This window comes from Motilibacter aurantiacus (assembly GCF_011250645.1).
In the GTDB taxonomy this organism is placed as follows: Bacteria; Actinomycetota; Actinomycetes; order Motilibacterales; family Motilibacteraceae; genus Motilibacter_A; species Motilibacter_A aurantiacus.
Genome location: NZ_JAANNO010000014.1, coordinates 15,482 through 38,556, shown reverse-complemented (window position 1 = coordinate 38,556; position 23,075 = coordinate 15,482). Strand labels below are relative to the sequence as shown.

The 23,075-nt window shown below is 73.6% G+C and carries 14 protein-coding genes, 1 tRNA gene and 1 pseudogene; 10 read left to right on the top strand and 6 right to left on the bottom strand.

Translation table 11 applies throughout. From position 1 onward, the window contains the following. Positions 1-1,370 (bottom strand): annotated as a pseudogene (locus G9H72_RS18260) (hypothetical protein); the annotation flags it as partial. Positions 1,371-1,640: 270 nt separating this feature from the next. Then, positions 1,641-1,713: transfer RNA gene (locus tag G9H72_RS18255), tRNA-Lys, on the bottom strand. A 280-nt stretch (positions 1,714-1,993) separates the two neighbouring features. Here G9H72_RS18255 and G9H72_RS18250 point away from each other — a divergent pair. Then, complete coding sequence (locus G9H72_RS18250; protein WP_166173854.1) at positions 1,994-5,107, top strand: M14 family metallopeptidase; 3,114 nt, start codon at positions 1,994-1,996, stop codon at positions 5,105-5,107. A 107-nt stretch (positions 5,108-5,214) separates the two neighbouring features. Here the strand turns inward: G9H72_RS18250 and G9H72_RS18245 are convergent, their stop codons facing one another. Together G9H72_RS18245 and G9H72_RS18240 are read right to left on the bottom strand one after the other, a co-directional pair. After that, positions 5,215-8,646, bottom strand: a complete 3,432-nt coding sequence (locus G9H72_RS18245; protein WP_231127428.1) for a phosphodiester glycosidase family protein — start codon at positions 8,644-8,646, stop codon at positions 5,215-5,217. Between the two features lie 459 nt (positions 8,647-9,105). Then, a complete protein-coding gene (locus tag G9H72_RS18240) occupies positions 9,106-9,282 on the bottom strand; it encodes a hypothetical protein (protein ID WP_166173804.1) in 177 nt (58 codons plus the stop codon). Positions 9,283-9,518: 236 nt separating this feature from the next. Between G9H72_RS18240 and G9H72_RS18235 the strand changes: the two genes are divergently transcribed. Continuing rightward, on the top strand, positions 9,519-9,770 hold the full coding sequence (locus tag G9H72_RS18235; RefSeq protein ID WP_166173802.1) for a hypothetical protein: 252 nt from the start codon (positions 9,519-9,521) through the stop codon (positions 9,768-9,770). A gap of 133 nt (positions 9,771-9,903) precedes the next feature. On the opposite strand, the gene G9H72_RS18230 is transcribed toward G9H72_RS18235, so the two are convergent. Further along, a complete protein-coding gene (locus tag G9H72_RS18230) occupies positions 9,904-10,092 on the bottom strand; it encodes a hypothetical protein (protein WP_166173800.1) in 189 nt (62 codons plus the stop codon). Between the two features lie 325 nt (positions 10,093-10,417). On the opposite strand from G9H72_RS18230, the gene G9H72_RS18225 reads away from it, so the two are divergent. The 5 genes from G9H72_RS18225 to G9H72_RS18205 all read left to right on the top strand — a co-directional run bounded on the left by G9H72_RS18225 (position 10,418) and on the right by G9H72_RS18205 (position 18,364). Beyond that, positions 10,418-10,585 (top strand): hypothetical protein, encoded by a 168-nt coding sequence (locus G9H72_RS18225; protein WP_166173798.1) that lies wholly within the window; start codon positions 10,418-10,420, stop codon positions 10,583-10,585. Between the two features lie 257 nt (positions 10,586-10,842). Further along, positions 10,843-12,393, top strand: a complete 1,551-nt coding sequence (locus tag G9H72_RS18220; RefSeq protein WP_166173796.1) for a DHA2 family efflux MFS transporter permease subunit — start codon at positions 10,843-10,845, stop codon at positions 12,391-12,393. A gap of 177 nt (positions 12,394-12,570) precedes the next feature. Beyond that, a complete protein-coding gene (locus G9H72_RS18215; protein ID WP_166173794.1) occupies positions 12,571-14,097 on the top strand; it encodes a DUF3375 domain-containing protein in 1,527 nt (508 codons plus the stop codon). Beyond that, positions 14,094-15,005, top strand: coding sequence for a DUF4194 domain-containing protein (locus tag G9H72_RS18210; protein WP_166173792.1), 912 nt, complete (start codon positions 14,094-14,096; stop codon positions 15,003-15,005). The genes G9H72_RS18215 and G9H72_RS18210 overlap by 4 nt, the downstream gene beginning before the upstream one ends. Then, on the top strand, positions 15,002-18,364 hold the full coding sequence (locus G9H72_RS18205) for an ATP-binding protein (RefSeq protein ID WP_166173790.1): 3,363 nt from the start codon (positions 15,002-15,004) through the stop codon (positions 18,362-18,364). Before G9H72_RS18210 ends, G9H72_RS18205 begins: the two co-directional genes overlap by 4 nt. A 68-nt stretch (positions 18,365-18,432) precedes the next feature. On the opposite strand, the gene G9H72_RS18200 is transcribed toward G9H72_RS18205, so the two are convergent. Then, on the bottom strand, positions 18,433-18,933 hold the full coding sequence (locus G9H72_RS18200) for an STAS domain-containing protein (RefSeq protein ID WP_166173788.1): 501 nt from the start codon (positions 18,931-18,933) through the stop codon (positions 18,433-18,435). A 178-nt stretch (positions 18,934-19,111) separates the two neighbouring features. Between G9H72_RS18200 and G9H72_RS18195 the strand changes: the two genes are divergently transcribed. The 3 genes from G9H72_RS18195 (at position 19,112) to G9H72_RS18185 (ending at position 23,062) form a co-directional block, all read left to right on the top strand. Further along, positions 19,112-19,459 (top strand): MerR family transcriptional regulator, encoded by a 348-nt coding sequence (locus tag G9H72_RS18195; RefSeq protein ID WP_166173786.1) that lies wholly within the window; start codon positions 19,112-19,114, stop codon positions 19,457-19,459. Positions 19,460-19,555: 96 nt separating this feature from the next. Then, complete coding sequence (locus G9H72_RS18190; protein ID WP_166173784.1) at positions 19,556-20,704, top strand: glycosyltransferase family 4 protein; 1,149 nt, start codon at positions 19,556-19,558, stop codon at positions 20,702-20,704. Positions 20,705-20,926: 222 nt separating this feature from the next. Beyond that, a complete protein-coding gene (locus G9H72_RS18185) occupies positions 20,927-23,062 on the top strand; it encodes an amylo-alpha-1,6-glucosidase (protein ID WP_166173782.1) in 2,136 nt (711 codons plus the stop codon). The last annotated feature ends 13 nt before the right edge of the window (positions 23,063-23,075 follow it).

Below are 23,075 nucleotides of genomic sequence, written 5' to 3'. Positions count from 1 at the left end.
CTGAAGACCGAGGGCGAGAAGACCGACGGGCTGAACACCGAAGGGAAGAACACCGAAGGCGAGAACACGGACGGGGAGAACACCGACGGCGAGAACACGGACGGCGTGAACACCGAGGGGCTGAAGACGGACGGGCTGAACACCGAAGGGAAGAACACCGAAGGCGCGAACACGGCCGGGGAGAACACCGAGGGGCTGAAGAAGGACGGGCTGAAGACCGAGGGGGAGAAGACCGCCGGGCTGAACACCGACGGGAAGAACACCGAAGGGGAGAACACGGACGGGGAGAACACCGACGGCGAGAACACGGACGGCGAGAACACCGAGGGGCTGAAGACGGACGGGCTGAAGACCGAGGGCGAGAAGACCGACGGGCTGAACACCGACGGGCTGAAGGCGTCCCCGGCGAACTCCGCGCTCAGCCGGGTCAGGTCGTCCACGGAGCCGGTGCCGTCGGCGTACATCTGCTCGAACGCCTCGCCGATGTCGCTGAACAGTGTCACGTCGAAGTTGGCGGGCGGCCCGGGCAGGCGCACGGTGACGGTGCTGTCCGGCCGGACGGCGAAGCGGTACCAGCGGGCCTGGCCGGGGGCGTCGACGTAGCCGGTGGCGCGGCCCGTCGTGCTGATGTCCGTCGCGAGCGGCCAGGCGAGGTTGCCCGGGTCTGCGGGCGAGGGCTCCATGTCGCCGAAGGTCAGTTGCCGGCACACGAGCCGGAAGAACTCCAGCCCCGCGGCGGATCGTCCGTCGATGCCCGTGGCGATCGAGCCGGGCGCGCACTGGACCGGCTCGCGCACCGGCCCCTCGCCGACCCCGAGGGGCCGCGTGGCCGTGCGCGCGCCGAGCGTCCCGTCGCTGTGCAGCGGGGCGCAGACCAGCGTGAGCTCGTCGATGCGCGTCGTGGCCCTGGCCTCGAACCCCACGACGAGGGAGCCGTCGGGGCAGACCGAGCCGGCCCCCGTGCCCGGCACGTCGGCGACGAGGGTGCCCGCGAGGAACTGGCCGCCGAGGCTCGCGCGCCCGTCCTCGACGACGACCCGGCGGCAGGCGACGCCGACGGTGCGGACGTACCCGCTCACCGTGCCGACCAGGCCGGTCAGCACCGCGGGGAACGGGCACGCCGCCGTCCCCGGCCGGCCGGCCGCCTCGTCGCCGTACGCGTCGCTGAGGGTCGGTGGGCCGAGCTCGGGGGCCGTCACCTCCGGTGGGATGCCCGCGACGAGGACGCCCGGGTCGGGGGCGGCCGCGACCGCGGGCACCGCGGGCACCGCGAGCGCGGCCAGCGCGACCGCGACCGACGTGCCGAGAAGGCGGAGGCGGGGCCGATGGTGCGCTGCTCGTGCCGGCCTGACGGTGGTGCGGGCGTACACGGCCCCTCCTCGTCCGGATGCGGTGATCGTCCGGCCTTCCGCCGCGCCCCCGGTCGAGTCGTCGGTCTCCCGGCGGCCGGTCCGCACCCGTGGAGTCCTACCAGAGCACGACGCGGCCCGTGGTCGCAATGCTTTCGCCGAGCGCCTCGTCGTCGGGCTGAATGCCTGCCGCACGGTCGAACTCCGCCGCGGTGGAGCCCGGGAGACCGCGTGCCGCAACGGCCGCTCGATGCGCGCCGGCGTTCCGGCACCGGCAGAGGACGAGCGGAGTGGGCCGCCAGGGGATCGAACCCTGAACCCGCGGATTAAAAGTCCGCTGCTCTGCCAATTGAGCTAGCGGCCCACAGGAGCCCGACTCGGCCAGCGACGGGATCGCCGGGGGCGACGCGCTCCCGGCGACGAGGCTACCGGAGGGCCCTTTTCCCGCCCCGCCCTCGCGCCCCGGGCCGGCCGTCACCTCGCCTCGCCCGCGCGGGAGGTGACAGCCCGGGGCAACGGCCATTGACACCGCAGACACCGCGGGAGAACCGTGACCTGTCCGATGATCGCACCAGGTAGGGGGAAACGTGCACCGACGTACCGCCGCGGCTCTGGCCGCCCTGACTCTCACGGCCTCGGTGGCCATGGCCGCGCCGAGCGGCGCCGCCGCCCGGGCGCCGAGCACGGACCGGCTGGACGTCTACTCCGGCGTGGTCGACCGCGCCGACCTGCGCGCGCTGCTGGACCTCGGGGTCGACCGGCACGACCTGGAGGTGGCCTCGGCCAGCGGCGCCGCGGGCAAGGTGAGCGTCGAGGCGACGCTGTCGGGGGCGCAGGTCGAGGAGCTTGCCGAGCAGGGGCTCGAGCTCGCGCCCAAGCTCATCGAGGGCGAGACGGTCGCGCAGCGCGCCTCGCTCGCGGCGGCCGACTACGAGGTGTTCCGCAAGTACTCCGGCCCGGGCGGGCTCAAGGAGGAGATGGAACAGCAGGCGGCGGCCCATCCCCGGATCACGAAGCTCGTGAGCATCGGCAGGTCGGTCAAGGGCCAGGACATCGTCGCCGTGAAGGTGGGGCGCAACGCCTCCACCCGGCCCGACGGCAGCGAGCCGACCACGATCTTCCTCGGCGCCCAGCACGCGCGCGAGTGGATCACACCGGAGATGATCCGCCGGCTGCTCGACCACGTCCTCACCGGCTACGACACCGACCCCGAGATCCGCCGGCTGGTGAACCGCACGGAGATGTGGTTCATCCCGGTCGCCAACCCGGACGGCTACGACTGGACGTTCGAGGAGGGGCAGCGGCTCTGGCGCAAGAACCTGCGCGACAACGACGGCGACGGGCAGGTCTCCGCGGCCGACGGCGTCGACCTCAACCGCAACTTCCCGACCCGCTGGGGCTACGACAACGAGGGGTCGTCGCCGTTCCCGCAGGTGGACACCTACCGTGGCCCGTCTCCCGCCTCGGAGCCGGAGACCCAGGCGCTCGACGCGCTCTTCGGCCGCCTCAGCGCGCAGTTCCTCGTGAACTACCACTCGGCCGCGCAGCTGCTTCTGCACGGCATCGGCTGGCAGGTCGCGACCCCTGGGCCGGACGACGTGCTCTACGAGGCCATGGTCGGCGACGACGCGAACCCGGCGGTGCCGGGCTACGACCCCGACCTGTCGGCCGAGCTCTACACCACCAACGGTGACACCGACACCCACGCGCAGGAGGCACACGGGACGCTCGGCTTCACCCCGGAGATGTCCACCTGCGAGGCGGCCTCGGCCTCCGTGCCCGACGACGAGTGGGACCCGGCCGACTGCGAGAGCGGCTTCATCTTCCCGGACGACGAGGAGCTGGTGCAGGCCGAGTTCGAGAAGAACGTCCCCTTCGCGCTGGCGGTCGCGGAGTCGGCGCTCGACCCGGACGACCCGGTGTCCGTCGTCGGCCGGACCGCCGAGAACTTCCGCGTCGACACCTTCAGCGTGTCGTACGGCGACCCGCAGACCGTGGGCGTCGTGGCCAAGCGGGCGCTCCGCGACATCACGATGGAGTACCGCATCAACGGCCGCGGCCCGCGCTACGAGGTCGCCGCGACCGAGTGGGAGGGCGGCGAGCGCTACGGCTGGGAGAACAACGACTACTACGCGGAGTACCGCGCCGAGGTACGCGGGGCCAAGCCCGGTGACCGGGTGACGGTGCACTTCCGCGGGCGCGGGGAGGGCAACTCCAAGAGCGAGTCGTTCACCTACACGGTCGCGCAGGACACCGGAAACCGGGTTCTTGTCATCGCCAACGAGGACTACCGGGGCGTGAACCCGACGTACCCGGCTTCCGTGACGGCGCCCAAGTACCTCGACGAGCACGTCGCCGCCCTGGCGGCCAACGGGATCGCCGCGGACACCTGGGACGTGGACGCCCAGGGCGTGCCGCACGACCTTGCCGTCCTCGGCCACTACGACGCGGTGCTGTGGTACCTCGGTGACAACCGGCTCACGATGGACCCCGAGGACGCGCTGACCCGCATCGGCAACGCCAACTACCCCGATGCCCAGGTCGCCGAGCGCCAGCAGTACCTGACGATCGCCGTCCGGGACTTCCTCAACGAGGGCGGCAAGCTCCTGCACTCCGGCGAGACGGCGGCGTACTACGGCTTCCTCGGCTCCACCATCGGCGGCATCTACTACGGGATCAACGGCGACCCGGAGGGCGACTGCGTCGTCACGACCAGCCTGCGCGACGACTGCCTGCTGCTCGCCGACGACTTCACCCAGTACTACCTGGGAGCCGACTCGCGCGTCCCGCTCGACGCCGCGTCCGGTGTGGGCGGCCTGCCCGGCAGCCCCTTCGCCGGGTTCTCCGGCACCTTCGGCGGGCCGGCCACGGTCGACAACCCGGTCGACGAGCCCGGGGCCTTCACCCCGCTGAGCGAGGTTCTCCCCGTCGAGGAGTTCCCGCAGTTCGGCGAGAGCCGGGCGGGCGCCCGGTACCTCGGCGCGGTCAGCCCGCTGCTGCCACGCGAGGGCGAGTACGCGGTGGCGGCGTTCCACACGGACGACACGTACACCCGGCTGACCCGGACGTACGACCTCACCGGGATCAGCGCGGCGCAGCAGCCGGCCTTCGCCGCAGCCTTCTCCGTCGACACCGAGCTCGGGTACGACCACGTGCTCGTCGAGGCCCGCACGGTCGGCCAGCAGAACTGGACGACGCTGGCCGACCAGGGCGGCGCTACCTCGGACGACGTGCCGATCGAGTGCGAAGTCGGCTTCCTGCTCGACGAGCACCCGTGGCTGACGCACTACCTCACCCCGGGCAACCCCTGCCAGCCGACCGGCACGAGCGGGTCGTGGAACTCCCTCACCGGCTCGACCGGCGGCTGGGAGGACCTCTCCTTCGACCTGTCGGCGTACGCGGGGCAGCAGGTGGAGGTCACGGTCAGCTACGTGAGCGACCCCTTCACCGGCGGCTTCGGCGTCCTGCTCGACGACACCCGCCTGACGACGACCGCCGGGCCGTCGCAGCAGGAGGGCTTCGAGTCCGGGCTGGGCGCCTGGTCCGTGCAGGGCCCGCCGGCGGGCAGCCCGCCGGCGACGGGGGGCTGGGAGCGCTCGGTCGGCGTCGGCGGTGACACCGCGACCGTCCTCACCGAGGACACCGCCCTCTTCGGCTTCGGCATCGAGCAGCTCGCCGACGCGCAGGCCCGCGCCGACCTCGTCGGGCGCGCCGTGCAGCACCTGCTGGGTGGAGGAGGCTCACCGCTGCGGCGGTGACGGGATCGCCTCGCCGGCGTCGAGGCACCGGTCCGGCGTCCGAGCCGGACGGCACGCGAAGGGGCCGCTTCCTCACCGGAAGCGGCCCCTTCGTGCTGGAGTGCGGGTCAGGCGGCCGGGCGCAGGGCCGCGGCGGCCACGGACACCCGCACGCTGCGGGTGGTGCCGTTGACCGTCACCGAGAGGTCGAACGAACCCGGCTTCAGGGCGGTGAGCTTCCCCGTCGACGGGTCGAGCACGGCGACGTGTCGCGAGCGGACGTCGTCGGGGTCCCCGACGAGCAGCTCGCGCGAGCCGGCCCAGTCGGCCGAGACCGGGTACGCGACCGGCACCCGGCGGCCGTCCTGCACCGTCGTCGCCGACACGGGGGCCGAGGATCCCGCGACGAGCGTCGTCGGGGCTTGCAGCTCGAGCGTGTCGACGTGCGCGCGGAACTCGACGCGCAGCCAGGCGTCGGGGTCCTTGCGCTCGGGGGCGGCCCGGTGACGCACCTTGTCGTCGACCAGCGGTGCCGCGGCGTTCACCCCGAAGAGCGCCCAGCCGGTGAAGCCGCCGGCGTCGGGCGCGGAGCTCGGGCCCTTGCCCGCGTTTCCGAGCAGCGGCAGCAGGACGCCGTCGGCCCGGCTCGCCCCGAAGACGCCCGCGTGGGAGGCGACGTACGCCGCGCCCTTGCCGGTGCTCGCGCGGAAGCCCGCGAGCCAGTCGACCAGCATCTGCGCCTCCTTGCGGTCGGCGAGCTGAGAGTTCTTCGTCGGCAGCGGGTCGTCGACCGGGTGGTGGCCCATGACGACCACCGAGCGGACGCCGGGGTCCGCCTTCGCCGAGTCGAGCGCCTGCCGCAGCATCACGATCTGCTCGAAGCCGCCGCCGCGCAGGGTGCCGAGCGAGGTGTCGAGCAGGACGAACCGCGTGCCGTTCTCGTCGAAGGTGCGGTAGCCGGGGCCGAACACCTTCGACCACTCCACGATCGTGCCGGGGCCGGACGCCTCGTGGTTGCCGGGCACGTAGTAGTAGGGCAGCCGGTCGCCGATCTCCTCGTCGAGGACCCGCTTGGCCAGCGTGACGTCATCGGCGAAGGCGCGGTCGAGGAAGTCACCGTTGATGACGAGGAACTCCGGCCGCGCCGCGAGCGTCTCGCGAATCGTGCGCCGGGCCTGCTTGACGAGCTCGGACTCCGGGGCGTCGGCGGTGAACTGCACGTCCGACAGCACCGCGAAGCTCCAGCGCTTGCCGTCCTGGACGCTGCCGTCGGTGACGACCACCGGGTCCACGAGGCGCGGCGCCGCCGGCACGCTGACCGCGCGCGCGACCTTGACCGTCAGGTCGTCGACCACGATGCGGCCGGAGTACTGGCGGGTCGGCGCCGTCTCGACGGCGTACAGCCGCTGGAAGCGGAACGGCGCCTGCAGCCCGGCCGGGACGGTCGCCTCGACGTACCGCCAGCCGGTCCAGTTGACCGACGACGCGAAGTCGATGGTCTTGGCCGCACCGCCGGCGGCGTCGAAGATGTTGCCGCGCAGCCACGCCCCGCTGCCGTCCCCGAGGACCCAGGCGCCGATGCGCTGCGGGGTCCCGGGCAGGGCGATGGCCGAACGTGCCTGCAGGTACGCGGCCCGCGTCGCGGTGGAGCTCGTGAGCGAGTAGTCCAGGGCGATGGCGTTGCCACCGGTGCGCCCCGGCGCCGTCGAGATGGCCGAGCCGGTCGTCGCCGGCGCCCGGTTGGCCATCCAGGGCGCGAGGTCGTCCATCGGGTCGACGACGATCGACTGCAGCCCCGTGGTGACCGGCACCGTCGTGCTCAGCCCGGCGACGGTCACCGTGACCGCCGCGGCGTCGTCGGCGCGCAGGGCGGTGACGCGGAAGCCCTTCCCCGCCGCCTCGACCCGCACGACGTCGGCGTCGTACGAGAGCGTGACGTCGCGCGGCTCCACCCACGTGGAGAAGCCGTCCTCGTCGTAGCCGTGGACCTCGAACGTGCCGGCCGCGCCGGCGCCGTTCAGCGACACCTGCGGCACGCTCGTGGTCAGGCGGACGGGGGCGCCGAGCACGACGAGGTCGGCGACGCCCACGACGTCGCGGGCGCGCTTGCCCGACGCCTCGATCGCCACGTCTCCCGGTCGGCGCCCCGTGACGACCACCGTGTTGTCGGCGCCGGGCGCGACGTACGCGTCCGTCGTCGGGCTCGCGTGCCACCGCACCTCGGTGGGCACCGGCGAGTACGTCTCGTCGTGGCCGCTCGCGCGGAGCACGCGGGAGAGCCCGGCGAGCACCCGGTCGGAGCGGTCGTCCTCCACGACCGGCTCCACGTGGAGCCCGGTCAGCGTGCCGGAGCCCGGGGCCACGAGCAGGCCGAGGCCGTTCGGGGTCAGCCGCTCACCGCCGTCGGACGGGCTGTTGACGACCTCGGGCGCCGCGTCACCGGGGGTGCGGGCCAGCATCGTCGAGGAGCCGCCGCCGTCGAGGTTCAGCACGTCGTCGGCACCGAGGTCGCGCACGAACGTCCCCAGCTCGCGCTCGGTCATCCCGCGGCTGTCCGCCTGGCGGCCGTCGATCGTCACCAGGATCATGCGGCGCCCGTCCGCCGAGAAGCCGATGGCGGTGCGCGGGTGCAGGTCGACGTCGTCGACCGGCAGCAGCGCCCCGTCACGGACGAGCTGCTTGTTGCCGCTGATCGCGACCGCGAGGTCGCCGGCGTCGCTGCGCGGGCCGTACGAGACGTCGACGCGCTCACCCACCGAGAACGCCGCGAGGGCGGCCGCCCCGGCCTCGCGGCCGACGAGGGCCAGCTCGTCGGCGGCGAGCGGCGTCGCGCCGACCGGGCCGTTGGACACCACGACGCCGTCGCGGACCAGGACCTCGCGGACCGTCGGGACACCGTCGATCACCCTGGTGCGCGGGGCCGCGCCCCACGCCGCGGTGTAGAGGCCGACCCCGCCGGCGTTGACCCCCGGGCTGTTGAGGTTGGCCAGTGAGACGCGGTCGCCCTGGTCGGTCGCGGCGGAGCCCTGCAGGAAGACCTGCGCGATGCGGCCGAGCCCGTCGGCCCCGATGGTGGCTGCGTCGTTGTGGCCCGTGGACGGGGCGTTCACCAGCCCGGTCCCGCGGCCGAGCCCGACGCCCAGCGGGGCGCCCGTGTCGTTGATGTCGAAGAAGTCGCCGTTGACGCCGGCGACCGCGCCGGCGCGGGCCGCCTGCTGGGAGAGCACGGCCCGCCCGGAGACGGTGCCCGGGTTGAGGTAGTCGACGGTGACGCGGTCCTCGTCGAGGTCGGCGACCAGGACGTCACCACGGATCCAGCCGCGTGCGTCGATCCGGTCGAACGCGGTGTGCGTCACGCCCGGCGCGACGACGGTCTCCTCGCGGTCCGTCACGATCGCGCGTCCCGCGGGGGCGAGGGCGGTGTCGGGCAGGTCGGCGGCGCTGGAGGAGCCCGAGCCGGCGGCGGGCACAGCGGCCGCGTACGCAGGGGAGGCACTGAACACGAGGGCGGGGGACAGGATCGCCGCGGCGATCACCCGCGGGACGGGAAGGCGAAGCAAGAAGCACTCCTGGCACATCGGTGCAGCCGGTGGACACAGACGCCTGCACCTCATCGACGGCCGGCGACCGGCAGGTGTACTCCGCCCGACGTGCGGGCGAAGCGGAGGGAACCCCTTCGCCCGCAGGCCTTCCCCCGCCCGGGCTGAGGGCTACGTTCGCAGGCACAGCTCCCGGACCGGGGCGCGCCGCGCACAGCACTGAGTCCGACGACCCGCCCCCGGCCGCGCCGAAGGACGAGGACTAGGGCCCGCCGCAGACCCAGGAGTACGCGTTCTCCGCGGAGGGCGCGGGCCGCGTCCCCGCCCGGCTCGAGCCCTGGGTCGTGGCCGCGTCGCCCGGCCTCGGGGAGGCCGGCACCTTCTGCTCGGAGCCGGTGCGGCTCGCCTTCGCCAGCCAGGCCGTGACGAAGCTCTCCCACCGCGTACGGCACCGAGCTGCGGGCGTACGTGCACGCCACGTCAGGGCGCCACCCCGAGGCTCCAGGGCAGGCGGTCGCCGGCCCCTAACCCGCTGCCCGGGCTGGTCCAGGCCGCCGCGCTGCAGATGTACGGCCCGTGGGAGACGACGGTGCGCGAGCTGGTCGAGGGGCTGCCCTGCATCCCCCGGACGGGCTCGCGCACCGACACTGTCGTCACGACCAATCCCGACGACTTCGAGCCCTGCACCGACTACCTGCTCGACGTCGAGCGGGTCGGCCTCGGGCGCGCCCGGCTCGGCCAGGGGGTGCGCGTGCTGCGGGTCCCGTTCACGACGTCGCGCTTCCGCGACGTGCACGAGCAGGCTGCGCTCTTCGTCCAGGCCCCGGTCGAGCACCGGCTCGTCCGCGACCGCGCGCCACTCGGCTCGGGGCGCCCGCGTCGCCGTTCACCGTGTGGGCCCGACGGGCGGGGGCGGTGCCGCGGAGCGCCCGGTCACGCTCTCGGCCCACCCGCACGGCCTGCTTGTCAGCTGGGCCGGGGAGGCGGCGACCCTGGAGGTGGGCGCGACGGTCGCTGACGGCGGCTCGCCGGTCCTGGTCGTCGGCTTCCGCGGCCCGGTGTCCCCGTCGACCGCGGCCGCCTCGGAGCGGGTGTCGGGCGCGACCGGCGCAGCGTCGACGTGCTGCTGCACAGCCCGGGCATGACCTGCGCCCTCGTCGTCGGCGGCTGGGACGTCGAGGCCGCCGTGGCCCACCTCGCGGACGTGGTGACGGCCGACGACTGGGCCGAGTGGGAGGTGGTGGGCCTGCCGGTCGGGCAGGGCGTCGAGCTGCCCGGCTACGACGGGCGCGAGCAGGGGCCGGCCGCCGGGCTCGCGTCGCCGGTCGACGCCGCGCTGGACCGGCTGCGCCGGGACGGGCCGCCGGTCGGCTGGGCCTCGCCGCCGAGACGGGCCAGCTGCCCCCGCCGGCGGGGGCGGAGCCGGGCCCGCTGCTCGTGCGCGACGACCGTGCGGGGGGGGAGCACGCCGTTGACCCTCTGGCTGCGGCGCGCGGCCGCCGCTGACGCCGTGGACGTCACCGTGCGGCTGGTCGACCCTCCGGGCGGGTCACGACCCGCACGCTCACCGTCCCGCCCGAGACGGCCCCGGTGCGCCGACGCTGCAGGTGGTGGACAGCTTCGTCGTCGGCGGGCGCGGGATCGCGGTCCTGTTCGGCAGCGACGCGCCGGTCGCGACGACGCCCGACGGGCCGGCCGTGCTGCGGCTGGTGGGCCGCCGGCCGGTGCTCTTCCCGCTGCCCGCGCCGGTCTCGCTCACCGTCGCGGTGCCGGACATCCCCCTCCGGCGCGGGTGCTGCCGACGGCTCCCGGGTGGCCGGTCGCCGTCGTCCGGCAGAACGAGGAGGCGCCGTACGAGTACGCCGCCCTCGTCCGCCTGACGCCCCCCGCCCGCATCACCGTGAGCATGACCGGGCCGACGGGGGCGACGGCCTCGGTGCCGGTGCTGGTGCAGGCCTGACCCGGCGGAAATTGCCAGGCGCTCCGCCCCCTGCAGCGGCCAGAATGTCGACGCCCGCGCCCCGGGCCGCACCCGGCAGCGGGCATGGGTCGACGTGACCTACGTCACGCAGCGTCGATGGCGGGGAGCGCTGCGCGACCGGCTCGTGGCGAAGGCGTGCTCGCATCCTCGAAGATGAGTTCCGACGGGCCGGGCCGTCTGCCCCCCGTACCGCACCACCGCAACTGGATCACCCGCGTCCTTGGAGGACCACCCGTATGACCGACATCTCCAGCCCGAACGGCGCGGGGGCGCCGCCGGCGCCGAGCGGGAGCACCCCTGCCGACCAGGGGCTCGACCGCCGGCTGCTGCTCATCGCCTCGGTGGTGGTCCTCGGCTCGGTGCTCGTCATCCTCGACGCCACGATCGTCAACGTCGCGCTGCAGGCGCTCGCCACGGACCTCGACGCGCCGCTCACCACGATCCAGTGGGTCGTCACGGGCTACACCCTCGCCCTCGCCACCGTGATCCCGCTGAGCGCCTGGACGATCGACCGCTTCGGCGCCAAGCGCACGTTCCTCGCGTCGATCTTCCTGTTCGTCCTCGGCTCCGCCCTCGCCGGCGCCGCGTGGAACGTCGAGTCGCTCATCGCGCTGCGCGTGCTGCAGGGCTTCGGCGGCGGCCTGCTCAGCCCGGTCGGCATGACGATCCTCACCCGCGCGGCCGGCCCGGCCCGCGTGGGCCGGGTGATGGCCGTCATGGGCGTGCCCATGCTGCTCGGCCCGATCTGCGGCCCCATCCTCGGCGGCTGGCTGGTCGACGACTTCTCCTGGCGCTGGATCTTCTTCATCAACGTGCCGGTCGGCGCGGCGGCCATCTACCTGGCCTGGAGGGTCCTGGACAACGACGAGTCCCAGGCGCGCTACTCGATCGACTGGCTCGGCGTGGTCCTGCTCTCCCCGGGGCTCGCGGCCGTCATCTACGGGTTCGCCAAGTCCGGCGAGGAGGGCACGTTCCTGCACGCACAGGTGCTCGTGCCGGTCGTGCTCGGCGCAGCGGCCCTCGCGGCCTTCGTGGTGCACGCGCTGCACACCGCGGCCCCGCTGGTGGACCTCAAGCTCTTCGCCAACCGGGTCTTCACGGCGGCGACCTCGACCTTGGCGCTGCTGATCATCTCGGTCTTCGGCGGCATGCTCCTGCTCCCGCTCTACCTGCAGGTCGTGCGCGGCGAGTCGGCGATGGACACCGGCCTGCTGCTTGCCCCGCAGGGCATCGGCGCGATGGTCGCCATGCCCCTGGCGGGTGTGCTGGCCGACCGCACCGGCGTCGGCCGCATCGTGCCGTTCGGCCTCGCGGCCGTCGCGGTGTCGTTCCTCGGGCTCACCCAGATCGAGGGCGACACGTCGTACTGGCTGCTGGCCGGCCTGCTCTTCCTCATGGGCGTGGGCATGGGCTTCTCGATGATGCCGACCTTCACCGGGGCCATGCAGACGCTGCGCCGCGTGGACGTGGCCAACGCGAGCACGGCGCTCAACATCGTCCAGCAGGTCGCGGCGTCGATCGGCACCGCTGTCCTGTCGGTGCTGCTCGCCCGCTCCATCGCCGACCGGACGGGCGGCGGTGGCGGCATCGGCGAGAGCGCGGCCGTCAGCGAGGAGCAGCGCGCCCAGGCCGCTCCGCTGCTCGCCGAGGCGTTCGGGTCGACGTTCTGGTGGGCGCTGGCCCTGGTGGTCATCGCGTTCGTCGTCGCGACCGTGCTGCTGCCGAAGCGCAAGCCGGCGCCGGTCGACGAGGGCCCGGCGTCCGAGCCGGTCGTGCTCATGCACTGAGCCGGCGCGGCAGGCTCGTCGACGACCGGCCGTGGCCCGGTCGTCCCCCCGCGGGGGGCGACCGGGCCGCGTACGATTCGCCGGGTTTGGGGACGCCCCGACGCCGGGGACGGGCGCCGGAAGTTGCACCGACCGCTTACCGTCTTCAGGCACACTGGAGACGAGAGGCGGGGGTACGTGAGCGACATCCTCGCGGAGCTGACCCGGGTCCGCGACGCGTTCGACAAGCCGACGCTGCGGCTGCTCGACCGCAAGTGGGCGCCCCTGGTCCTCGCGGTCTTCCGCACGACGTTCACCCGGGACCAGCGCACCGTCCCGGCCGAGCGCCTGCACCAGCAGGTCGACAACTACCTCGACGAGCTCCGGCTGGCCGGCGAGCCGGGGCCGGAGGGGCCGGGCCGGGCGCTGTGCATGCAGTGGCTCGCCCACAAGTGGCTCGTCCGCTCGCGCGACGACGAGGGCGCGGAGTTCTACAGCCTCACCTCGCACGCGCTCGAGGCCCTGGACCTGGTCCAGTCGCTCACCCGGGACCGCACCCTGATCAGCGAGTCGCGGATCCACACCATCCTCGACGTCGTCCGCCGCTTCGCCACCGAGGCCGACCCGGACCGCGACGCGCGCATCGCGCGGCTGGACGCCCACATCGCCGAGCTGACCGCCGAGCGCGACCGGCTCGCGGAGGGCGGCGAGATCGAGCCCGCGACCGACGACCACATGCTCGACTCCTACACGAACCTGCACTCGCTCATCGGGCAGCTCCCCAGCGACTTCAAGCGGGTCGAGGAGGCCGTGGCGGGCATGCACCGCCAGATCATCAGCGACTTCCGCAACGAGTCCCGGCCGGTCGTCGAGGTCATCGACGAGTACCTCGCGAAGTCCGACTCGCTGATGAAGCTGACCCCCGAGGGACGAGCCTTCGAGGGGGCCTTCGCGCTGCTGCGCGACGAGCCGCTCCTCGTGGACCTGCGCCGCGACCTCGACGTGATCCTCACCCACCCGTTCGCACAGACGCTGGCCGCCGCCGAGCAGCGCGAGTTCCGGCGTACGGTCAAGACCATCCAAGACGGCATCCGCGACGTCCTCAGCGAGCGCCAGCGGCTGTCCGCGACGCTGCGCGCCCACATCGTGAACTACGACGTGACGAAGGACCGCGAGCTCGACGCCGTGCTGCGCCAGATCAACCAGGAGCTCGAGGCCTGGATGCAGACCGCCGGCCCGCGGGCGACGGTCGAGGTGGAGCTCGTCCCCCCGCGCGTCGACGTCGAGCACCTGCGCGAGCGGTTCTGGGACCCGGCCGACGCCGCGCCGCCTCCCCCGCTCGAGGACGTGTCCGACAACGCACCGGCGGCCCCGGACCTCGACGTGATCCGCCGGCAGGGCGGCCCGAGCCTCGCCGAGCTGCGCCAAGCGCTGGTCATCGCGGCCATGACGCCGGACGGCGCGAGCGTCGCCGACGTGTTCGCCTCCCTGCCGGACCGGCTGCGCCGGCCGGTCGAGCTGCTCGGGATGGTCCACCTGCTGCTCGGGTCCCGTCCCGACGCCCCGGACGACCTGTCCGAGGCCGAGGCCCTGCTCGCAGCGCTCGACTCCGAGGAGCAGGTCGAGGCCGTACGCCCCGACGGCACGCGCCGCTCGTTCACCCTGCCCGTCCTCCCGCTGCGCGCGTCCGATGCCGACGCCCTCGTCGAAGGAGCCCGTCGATGACCGTGCCCGCCCAGGCAGCCCCGCCGACCGACGACGACGGCCTCGCGGACGTCGGCGAGCCGGCGGCCGACGTCTTCGTGGACGGCCCCGGGGTCGTCGAGGACGCCGAGGTCGAGGGCCGCAGCCTGTCGCTCTTCGAGGGCGACGAGGGGTCCCTGACGTACGAGCAGCGGCGCACGCTCGTCCACCTGCTCAAGCACCGCTACATCAGCGCGGAGCAGAACCCCGCCGAGTGGCGCACCCTGCTGGACTCACAACTGCAGTTGCGTTCCAGGTTGAACGACCTCTTCCTCGAGCTGCACGTGGACCTGCGCGCGCAGGTCGCGCTCAAGCGGCAGGCGGTGCCGGAGGGCGACGGGCGCTTCCCGACGCTGCTGCACGACGTCGCTCACACCCGTGAGGAGACGATCCTGCTGGTCTTCCTGCGCCAGCGCTACCGCTCCGACCGGGCCGACGGCGCGGACGCGGTGCTCGTCGACCGCGACCAGCTGCAGGCCGCCGTCGCCCAGTTCCGGCCCGCCGACGCCAACGACCTCGCCGGCGACACCCGCAAGGTGGAGAACGCCGTCCAGTCGCTGCAGCGGTCGGGGATCCTGCTCAAGACCGCGGACGACCAGCGGCTCCGGGTCTCGCCCGTCATCGAGGTGCTGCTCCCGGTGGCGCGCCTGCAGGAGCTGCTGCGCACGCTGGAGAGCCTCAACGGCAAGGAGCAGGCCCCGGCAGCGCCCGAGGCCGTCGCCGACGAGCTGGGCCTGGACATGCGCGCCGGCAAGCGCGCCAACCGCACCGGGGAGGACCTCGGCTGGCTCGACGCACCCGAGCTGGACGAGACCGACGGCCAGACCGACACCTACGGCCAGAGCGACACCGACGACACGAGCGAGACCGCCGCAGGAGAGCGTGCATGAGCCAGCCCGCGCTGCTACCCGAGTTCGCCGAGCTGGGCGACGTCCGCTGGGTGGCCGAGTCCATGCAGCTGGTCAACTGGGGCGGCTTCCACGGCCACACGGTGATCGAGCTCGACGCCGAGGCCACCCTGCTGTCGGGCGCGTCGGGCACCGGCAAGTCCACGATCCTCGACGCGTACCTCGCGCTGATGATGCCGTCGGACACACCGTTCAACGGCGCATCCAACGACGCGGCCACCGGCCGGGCCCGCAACCCCGACCAGCGCAACCTGCTCTCCTACCTGCGCGGCAAGATCGACGACAGCCGCGAGGCCGAGACCGGCGCGCTCACCGACAAGGTGCTGCGCGGCGCCGACGGGCCGACGTGGGGCGCGCTCGCGATGACGTTCAGCGACGGCTCCGGCCGGCGCTTCACCGCACTGCGTGCGTACTCGGTGCCACGGGCGGCGACGACGTCCAAGGACGTCACGATGAAGATGGCGACGGTCGACGGCCGGCTCGACCTGCGCGAGCTCGAGCCGCTCGCGTCGCAGCGCTTCGACAAGCGGTCGCTCACGGCGCGCTGGCCGGCGATGTTCGTCGCCGGGACGTACGCCGAGTTCGCCCAGCGCCTCTTCGACCGGCTGGGCATCGGCGCCGGCGGCGACGGGACCAAGGCGCTGCGCCTGCTGGCCCGCATCCAGGCCGGGCAGCAGGTCCGGACCGTCGACGGGCTCTACAAGTCGATGGTGCTGGAGCAGCCGGCGACCTACGTGGCCGCCGACAACGCGGCGCGTCACTTCGACGACCTCGACGCCGCGTACCAGGAGATGCAGACCGCGGCGGAGAAGCAGCACACCCTCGCCCGGCTGCCCGGGCTGTGGGAGGAGCGGGAGAAGGCCCGTGCCGACGAGCAGCTCATCGACACGTTCGGCGCCCAGCGGGCCGGCGACACCGCCTTCTCGGTGTGGCGGCTGCACACCCGCGAGCGGCTGCTCGAGACGGCCGCGCGGGAGGCCCTCGAGTCGAAGAAGGCGCTGAACGAGCGCTACCGCGCGGCACGCGAGGAGCAGACCCGGCTCAAGGGCGAGCTCGCGAACGTCGAGGAGTCCCAGCGCGCCGCGGGCGGCGACAGCATCAAGCGGCTCGAGGCCGAGATCGAGGCGGCCCGGGCGGCGAAGGACGCCGCCGACACGCGCTGGACCCGCTTCGCGGCCAGCACCGTGGACCTCGGGCTCGAGCTGACGACCGCAGCCGGCTTCGCCGGTGCACAGGTGGCGGCCGAGCAGTTCCTCACCGAGCTGCCCGACCGGCTCGAGGCGCTGGCCGCCCAGCAGCAGCAGGTGCGCCAGGAGGGCTGGCCGACGCAGGCCCGCCGCAGCGAGCTCGTCTCCGAGCGCGACTCCCTGACCGGGCGCACCGGCCGGGTGCCGCGCCGGCTGCACGAGGCGCGGCTCGCGATCGCCGAGGCCGCCGGGATCGACCCGTCCGAGCTGCCGTTCGTCGCCGAGCTGATCGACATCGCCCCGGAGGAGCAGGCCTGGCGCAAGGCCGCCGAGGTCACCCTCTTCTCGGTCGCGCGCGTCCTGCTCGTCGACGAGCGCCGCCTGCAGCACCTCTCGCGGGCGATCGACCCGATCCGGCTGCCGGTGCGCATCCAGTTCGAGGGCGTCGAGCTGCAGCCGCACGTGGAGGAGCGTGGCGACGCCCGCTACGTCTCCGGCAAGCTGCTCTACAAGGACAGCCCGTTCAGCTGGTGGATCCGCGAGCGGGTGACGCGGCGCGGGACCGACCACCTCTGCGTCGAGTCCCCGGGCGAGCTGGACGGCGGCGGGCCGCGCGTGACGCGCAACGGGCAGACCCGCAACGGCCGCCGCGGGTCCCACGGTGAGCTGGGGGACGCGTCGATCATCGGCTTCTCCTCGGCGGACCGGCTCGCCGAGATCGACGGCGAGATCGCCGAGCTGGACGCCCACCTGGGCACCCTGCTCGCGCAGGAGCGCACGCTCGACGAGACGGCGAAGCACCTGCGCAGGCTGGAGAGCGCGCACCGGTGGCTGCTCGCGACCGAGTGGGCGGACATCGACGTCGCCACCCCCTCCACCCTGCTCGCCGCCAAGCAGGACGAGCTGAGCCGCATCCTCGCCGCGGACGACGTCCTGGCGGCCCTGGCCGCGCAGCACGCGCGCATCGAGGCCCGGCTGGCCGAGGCGGAGGCGGAGGCCGTCCGGGCCAAGGACCTGCTGCACGCCGCGGACGCCGAGTACGAGCGGCTCTGCGAGGAGCAGGACTCCACCACCCGGGAGGTGGACCGGGTCGCTGCGGACGGGGCGGTCACCCTGACCGACGAGCAGCAGGGCTACCTCGACGCCCTGCTCCTCGAGGTCGGGAGCCTGGACGGCATCGCCGAGTTCGAGCGGAGCCTGACCAAGCTGCGCAACCGGCTGTCCGAGCGTACGGCCCACGCCCGCGAGCGCGGGGCGGCCGCGACGGCCACCCTGATCGGCATCTTCGAGCAGTTCCAGTCGCGCTGGCCCGACCCCAACCGGGGCGTCGGCATCGACTCCTACCCGGACTACCGCGAGATCCTCGACAAGATCGTCGCTACCGGGCTCGCCGACCGGCGACTGGAGTGGCGCCGCCGGCTCTCCGAGTGGAGCGGGCAGGACCTCGTGCCGCTGTCCGGCGCGTTCGGCGCGGCCCTCGACGAGATCCGCGCCCGGCTCGACCCGGTCAACGACATCCTGTCGACGCTGCCGTTCGGCCCGCAGAACGACCGGCTGCGCATCTCACTGCGCCTGATCTCCTCCGACGACGTCGTGCGCTTCCGCAGGCAGCTCGCCCGCCTGGCCTCCGGGCTCGTCAGCGAGGCGACGGACGAGGACGCCGAACAGCGGTTCCTGGAACTGCGTTCGTTCATCGACCTCATCCGCAAGCCCGACGGCAACGCCCGCCCGGGCACGGTGAGCCGCGACGTCTACCTCGACGTGCGACGCCACGTGGAGATCACCGCGGTGCGGGTGGACCGGCACGGCAAGGAGCTCGCGACCTACGCCCACCTCGGCGGCAAGAGCGGCGGCGAGACGCAGGAGCTGATGGCCTTCATCGTCGGCTCCGCGCTGCGCTACCAGCTCGGCGACGAGGACCGGCTCCCCCGCTTCGCGCCGGTGTTCCTCGACGAGGGCTTCATCAAGTCCGACTCCGAGTTCGCCGGACGAGCCGTGCAGGCCTGGAAGAAGCTCGGCTTCCAGCTCATCATCGGCGCACCGCTGGACAAGGTGACTGCGCTCGAGCCGGCCATGCAGCTGATCCTCACCGTCACCAAGTCCCCGAAGGGCTACTCGCACGTGACGCGGCTGCGCGCGGCCCCCGACAACTGACTTCCGCGGTCGCCGGGCGTGTGCCCGGCGGCCCCGGCAGCGGGAGCAGGAGCAGGCTCGACGTCGGGTCAGGACGCCGGCGCCATGTCGCGGCGTCGCGCTGCACCGGTGGGGACGGCCGGGCGGGTGCGCCGGTTCGCCCACCGCGGGCACGGCAGGGTGACGGCGCGGGACGGCTCCGCTCCGCCCGTCGCCGGGCCGGCGGCCAGCCTCGCCCTCACGTGGCCCAGCGCTTCGGACCGGACCGGGAAGGTCGGCAGGATCCGCGCGAGCCCTGTCACCCGCAGGGTGCGCAGGAACATCGGCGTCGTGGACACGACGGCGAGCTCGCCACCACGCTCGCGGCACCGCTTCAGGGCTCCGACGAGGACCCCGAGCCCGGCGGAGTCGACGAAGCCCACTCCACGCAGGTCGATCACGAGCCCCCGTGCCCGCTGCGCGAGCGCGTCGGTCACCGCGCCGCGGAGCACCGGGGCACCGGCGGCCTCGAGCTCACCGCTCACGCTGAGGACGGGCACGTCGTGCTCCGTGGTGGCCACAACGGTCAGACCGGGCTCCGGGACGGTCATCTGCTCCTCCTTCGACGTTGCGCAGCCGCAGGCCCCACGCCGGGGCCGCACCCTCGCTGCTTCCTGCTCACCAGGAAAGTTAAACATCAAGTGGGAGGTTCCCTCGACACCGGCAGGGTGGTAATGTTCGCGCCCAGACGGGTGCACCCCGTTCGCGGACCGCGACGAGGAGGGCCTGATGACGCCTCTTCCGTTCGACGACGCCCACGCGCCGCTGTTCACCATCGGCCAGGTCGCGGACATGCTCAACGTCCAGCAGGCGTTCCTCCGCCGGCTGGACGACCAGGACGTCGTGACGCCCGCCCGGTCCGGCGGCGGCCAGCGCCGCTACAGCCGGCACCAGGTGGAGCAGGTGCAGGAGGTGCAGGAGCTCGTGGGTGAGGGCCTCACTCTCGCCGGTGTCCGCCGGGTGTTCTCCCTCCAGTCGCGCATCGCCGAGCTCGAGGACGAGCTGGCCGGACGACGGCGCGACGACGGGCGCCCGCCCGCCCGCGAGCGCGAGCAACCGCCCCCGGCGATGTCCTGACCCTCGTACCCCCTCCGGTCGGGGCGGCGCTCCGACCGGGCGGACGGCCCAGCGATGGCTCGGGCCCCCGTACGACCCGTCGTTCGGAGGACCTCCATGACTGTGCAGCTGCAACCCCCTGTCGACACCCCGGTGACCCCGGCGGTGCCGCCGCTGCGGATCGCGATGATCGCCCCGCCGTGGTTCGAGCTCCCCCCCAGGGGCTACGGCGGGATCGAGTCCGTCGTCGCCGACCTCGTCGATCAGCTCGCCGAGCGCGGCCACGAGGTCACGCTCGTCGGCGCCGGACGGCACGCCACGAAGGCGGCCCGGTTCGTACCCGTCTTCGACGAGCCACCGTCGGCCCGCCTCGGCACACCGGCCCCCGAGGTCATCCACGCCGCCGGGGCAGCCGCCGCGTTGGACGGCCTGGACGTCGACATCGTCCACGACCACACCCTCGCCGGGCCGCTGCTCGCCCGTGGGCGCGACGTGCCCACGGTGGTGACGATGCACGGCCCGGTCGACGGCGAGCAGGGCGACTACTTCCGGAGGCTGGGCGCGAGCGTCGACGTGGTGGCGATCTCCGACGCACAGCGCCGGCTCAACCCGGACGTCAACTGGGTCGGGCGGGTGCACAACGCGATCGACTTCTCCACGTTCCCCTTCCGGGCGGAGAAGGACGGCTACGTCCTGTGGCTCGGCCGTTTCAACCCCGACAAGGGGGCGCACCTCGCGATCGACGCCGCCCGTGCCGCCGGCCGGTGGATCGTGCTGGCCGGCAAGTGCAGCGAGCCCGCGGAGAAGGCCTACTTCGAGGCGGAGATCGCCCCTCGCTTGGGCAGCGGGGTGCAGTACGTGGGCGAGGCCGACGCCACCTTCAAGCGCCAACTGCTGGCCGGCGCGCAGGCGCTCGCCTTCCCCGTCCAGTGGGAGGAGCCGTTCGGCATGGTGATGATCGAGGCGATGGCCTGCGGCACGCCCGTCGTCGCGCTCCGGCGCGGCAGCGTGCCGGAGGTCGTCGACCACGGCGTGACCGGCCTCGTCGTCGACGAGTACGCCGGCTTCGCCCCCGCCCTGCGGGCTGCGGAGGGACTGGACCCGGTGCGCTGCCGCGACCGCGCGCAGCGCCGCTTCGACCTACCGGTCATGGCCGCCGGCTACGAGCGCATCTACCGGGCGCTCGTCGACGGCGCCCGTGACCTCGAGGCGCTGACGGGCGAGACCGCCGCTGGCGCGCGCCGCTCGACCCACCGCGGCAGGTGACCATGGACGGGCTCGCCCTCCTTCCCGCATACGTCGTGGGAGTGGTGTATGCCCTGCAGCTGCTCGCCGGCATCCTCGCCGACCCTCCCCGCGAGGACACCCGGACGCAGCGCGCTCTTGCCGCTCTCCGCGTCAGCACGCAGCAGCACCAGCACGGAGCGGGGGACCGTCCCCCGCACGACCCTGCCACCTCTTCGGCCCACGACCTCCTTCCCAGCGCAGATGACCGAACCTGACCTCTCCGTTCTGCGTGCCGAGCAGCTCCCTCACGACGCCGACCCGACGGAGGCCTCCGCTCCGTCCCCCGGCGACGTCACCGTGGTCGAGGGATCCTCGTTCTGCGTCAGCGACCGCGCCGGGGACATCACCCCGGACCGCCCGCAAGGCGTCTTCTTCCGCGACAACCGCATCGTCTCCACGTGGCGGCTCCTCGTGGACGACCTTCCGTTGGAGCCGCTGTCGGTCGTGTTCGGCGAGCCCTTCGAGGCCACCTTCCTCACCCGTGCGGCGCCGCGACCCGGATGTCACGACGCGTCCTTGGTCGTCGAGCGCCGGCGCATGGTCGCCAACGGGCTGCGCGAGGACCTGGTGGTGCACAACTACGGGCGCGAGCCCGCAGGGATCTCGATCCAGCTGCTGGTCGACGCCGACTTCGCCGACCTGTTCGACGTGAAGGACGGCCGCCCCAGGCGGGTGCCCGCCGTCGACCGCCGGTGCAGCGGCGATCAGCTCGAGCTCGTCGCGGGCACGGGCAGCCGGCGGCGTGGCACCCGCGTACGCGCCGCGGGTGCCACGGCGGTCCCCGGTGCCCTCGCCTGGCGGGTGATCGTGCCGCCCCACGGCCAGTGGCGGGCCAGCGTAGAGGTCTTCGCGTCGTCGGACGGCCACGAGGAGGCATCGGCGTTCCCGCTCGACCAACCCGTCGAGCAAGCCCGTCCGACCCTCCGCATGCAGGACTGGCGATCCACGACTCCTGAACTGCACTGCGGGAGCAGCGCACTTGCCCGCGCGGTCGACCGCAGCGTGCTCGACCTCGGCGCGCTGCGGATCCAGGACCCCGAGCGACCGGGCTCAGACGTGGTGGCCGCTGGGGCCCCGTGGTTCATGGCGCTGTTCGGCCGCGATGCGCTGCTCACCAGCTGGATGGCCTTGCCCTTCGACCCGGGGCTCGCACTCTCGACGCTGCAGACGCTCGCGAGGCACCAGGGCGCCGTCGTCGACCCCATGAGCGAGGAGGAGCCGGGCAAGATCCTGCACGAGGTCAGGCTCGGCATGGACGAGAGCCGCGCACTGGGGGGCAGCTCGGTCTACTACGGCAGCGTCGACTCCACTCCGCTGTTCGTGATGCTGCTCGACCAGGTCGCCCGGTGGGGAGCGCCACTGGCGGACGTGGAGCGCCTGCTACCAGCCGCGGACCGGGCCCTGGGCTGGGTCGAGCGGTTCGGCGACGTCGATGGTGACGGGTTCGTCGAGTACGCGCGCAAGACCGACCGCGGCCTGCTCAACCAGGGCTGGAAGGACTCCCTCGACTCCATCGCCTTCGCCGACGGGCGCCTCGCCGAGCCGCCCATCGCGCTGGTCGAGGCCCAGGGCTACGTGTACGCGGCGTACCTCGCGCGCGCGCATCTCGCCCGGGTCTTCGCCAGCACGGGCGAGGAGGGCTCGTGGCGCGAGCGGGCCGAGGAGCTCAGAAGGCGCTTCAACGAGCGGTTCTGGCTGCCGGAGCACGGCCACTACGCCCTCGCCCTGGACGCGGAGAAGCGGCCCGTGGACTCGCTGGCCTCCAACCAGGGTCACTGCCTCTGGACCGGCATCGTCACGGAGGACCGGGCACGTGCGGTCGCTGCGCACCTGCTCTCCCCCGCGATGTTCAGCGGGTGGGGTGTCCGGACGCTGGCCACCTCGGCGGCGACGTTCAACCCGGTCAGCTATCACAACGGCTCCGTGTGGCCGCACGACAACGCGGTTCTCGTGGCCGGCCTCGTGCGCTACGGCCTGGTGCCCGAGGCGCAGCGGGTGGCATCGGCCCTCGTGGCCGCGTCCGCGTCGTTCGGGGGCCGGCTGCCCGAGCTGTTCTGCGGCTTCGACCGGGGCTCCGTGCCGCGGCCGGTGCCGTACCCGACCTCGTGCTCGCCCCAGGCCTGGTCGGCGGCGACGCCGATCAGCCTGCTGACGTCGCTGCTGCGGATCGACGTGTGTCTTCCCCACGGCAGGGCCGCGGCGCATCCGGTGACCCCGCGCGAGTGGGGACGGGTCCGTCTCGCCGGAGTCCCCCTGGGCGAGAGCCGCGTGGACGTCGACTCCGAGACGCCCTCACCCGGCCTGCTGGGCCGCACGGCGGCCGGACCCCCGGCCTAGCGGGCCCGGGCCG

Bases quoted from the DNA above. Each gene is read 5' to 3' on its own strand.
- G9H72_RS18210 (WP_166173792.1), top strand. From the start codon at position 14,094: ATGACCGTGCCCGCCCAGGCAGCCCCGCCGACCGACGACGACGGCCTC.
- G9H72_RS18205 (WP_166173790.1), top strand. From the start codon at position 15,002: ATGAGCCAGCCCGCGCTGCTACCCGAGTTCGCCGAGCTGGGCGACGTC.
- G9H72_RS18250 (WP_166173854.1), top strand. From the start codon at position 1,994: ATGGCCGCGCCGAGCGGCGCCGCCGCCCGGGCGCCGAGCACGGACCGG.
- G9H72_RS18185 (WP_166173782.1), top strand. From the start codon at position 20,927: ATGACCGAACCTGACCTCTCCGTTCTGCGTGCCGAGCAGCTCCCTCAC.
- G9H72_RS18190 (WP_166173784.1), top strand. From the start codon at position 19,556: ATGACTGTGCAGCTGCAACCCCCTGTCGACACCCCGGTGACCCCGGCG.
- G9H72_RS18195 (WP_166173786.1), top strand. From the start codon at position 19,112: ATGACGCCTCTTCCGTTCGACGACGCCCACGCGCCGCTGTTCACCATC.
- G9H72_RS18220 (WP_166173796.1), top strand. From the start codon at position 10,843: ATGACCGACATCTCCAGCCCGAACGGCGCGGGGGCGCCGCCGGCGCCG.
- G9H72_RS18200 (WP_166173788.1), bottom strand. From the start codon at position 18,933: ATGACCGTCCCGGAGCCCGGTCTGACCGTTGTGGCCACCACGGAGCAC.